This is a genomic window from Methylobacterium ajmalii, assembly GCF_016613415.1.
Classification (GTDB): Bacteria; Pseudomonadota; Alphaproteobacteria; order Rhizobiales; family Beijerinckiaceae; genus Methylobacterium; species Methylobacterium ajmalii.
Genome location: NZ_JACWCT010000110.1, coordinates 32,273 through 33,774, shown reverse-complemented (window position 1 = coordinate 33,774; position 1,502 = coordinate 32,273). Strand labels below are relative to the sequence as shown.

Genomic DNA, 1,502 nt, shown 5'->3' with positions numbered 1-1,502 from the left:
GTCGCCGCGGTGGTCGATTTCGCGGTCTGGGGCGAGCGCCCGACCGGGCACATCGACGCCGACACCGCCCACTGGCTCGCCGCCTCGCTGGGCTGCGGCCGCGGGCCGACCGCGACGGGCGCCCGCATCGCCGTCGAGGTGGTGCGCGAGGCCGAGACCAACGATGCGGTGCTGATCGGCTTCGCCCTCAAGGCCAACCGGGCGCGGGCCGGGGGCGACGAGGCGGTCGAGGAGATCCTGGCCTACGCGGTTGCTGCGTGAAGACGGGCTTCGCCCTTTCGCGCTGCATGAAGACGGGCTCCGCCCTTTCGCGCTGCGTGAAGTCGGGCTCCGCCCTTCTGGGCCGCGTGAAGACGGCTTCGCCCCTTCGCGCCGCGTGACGGCTCACTGATGCGTTAGAGCCAGTTCTCGACCGTCAGCCCGCCGACCCTCCGAAACTCCGCCTCGTTCGCCGTCACGAGCGGAACCTCGAGCGCGAGCGCCTGAGCGGCGATGAGCAGATCGTTCGGCCCGATCGGCCGACCCGCAGCCTCGAGATCGGCGCGAATTCGTCCGTAGATGACATCGGCGGGAGCCTCGAACGGAACCACGTCGATCGCCTCCAGGACGGCTTCGACCTGACGGAGAAGGCGGGCCGACCCCCGCTTCGCGCAGCCGTAGCGGAGTTCCGCGACCGAGACGATGCTCGTCGCGATGCCTTTGCTACCGACGCGGGCGATCTGCCGGGCGACGGCACCGGACGGGTTGCGGATCAGATCGGAGAGGATGCTCGTATCGAGCAGGAAGCGTGGGCCGCTCATAGCGGATCATCGTCCAGAGGCGGCAGCGTCTCGTCGAGGTCCGGGAAATCCTCCTCGATCGACTCCAGGGTCGCCAGGACCTCCAGAAGGTCCTTCTTGCCGATCGGCTCCAGGATGAGGCGGTCGCCATCGCGGCTGATGCGGACCCGGTCTCCGGGCAAGGCGAACTCGGCCGGGATGCGCACGGCCTGGCTCCGATTGTTGCGGAACAGCTTCACCTCTCGCGCCTGCGGTATCGGGGTCGGTCTCGCCATGCTGGCACCTCGAATTGGCATATGCCAAGCATATACCTCCCCCTTGTCGGTCTCCAGAGCTTTCGCGCGGGGTCTTGCGATCCGCAGGTCGCGTCGATCCACCCTCGCAACGCTTTGGCAACGCCGTCCCGTTGCCGGGCTTTAACCTGAACAGGGATTCAGATCCCGCCGTTAACCTGTCGAAGCCCTCCCACCCCGCATAGTCCTCCTCATACAGGGACAAGCACCGGCACAACAAAGGCCGGGGAGGCATGGACAGATGATCAACGCTTCGCTGCAACACTTCTGCAACCGTATCCTCGCCACCGGCACCATCGGCCTGGAGGACGTGCGCGAGCTCGGCCGGACCGTGCTGCCCGACGGGCTGACCTGCCGCGACGAGGCCGACATGCTGTTCGGCCTCGACCGCGCGGTCCACACCGCCGACCCCGCCTTCGCCGACTGGCTG

At 68.0% G+C, this 1,502-nt stretch carries 2 protein-coding genes and 2 pseudogenes; 2 read left to right on the top strand and 2 right to left on the bottom strand.

Translation table 11 applies throughout. From position 1 onward, the window contains the following. Positions 1–261, top strand: a pseudogene (locus HPY23_RS21005) (hypothetical protein); the annotation flags it as partial. 134 nt (positions 262–395) lie between these two features. Here HPY23_RS21005 and HPY23_RS21000 read toward each other — a convergent pair. Next, positions 396–800 (bottom strand): type II toxin-antitoxin system VapC family toxin, encoded by a 405-nt coding sequence (locus tag HPY23_RS21000; protein WP_091891973.1) that lies wholly within the window; start codon positions 798–800, stop codon positions 396–398. Then, positions 797–1,054, bottom strand: a complete 258-nt coding sequence (locus HPY23_RS20995; protein WP_091891970.1) for an antitoxin — start codon at positions 1,052–1,054, stop codon at positions 797–799. The genes HPY23_RS21000 and HPY23_RS20995 overlap by 4 nt, the downstream gene beginning before the upstream one ends. Before the next feature lie 259 nt (positions 1,055–1,313). Between HPY23_RS20995 and HPY23_RS20990 the strand changes: the two are divergent. Further along, positions 1,314–1,502: pseudogene (locus tag HPY23_RS20990) on the top strand (hypothetical protein); the annotation flags it as partial.

What these genes read in the sequence shown, in the direction of transcription:
- HPY23_RS21000 (WP_091891973.1), bottom strand. Translation starts at nt 800, where the DNA reads ATGAGCGGCCCACGCTTCCTGCTCGATACGAGCATCCTCTCCGATCTG.
- HPY23_RS20995 (WP_091891970.1), bottom strand. Translation starts at nt 1,054, where the DNA reads ATGGCGAGACCGACCCCGATACCGCAGGCGCGAGAGGTGAAGCTGTTC.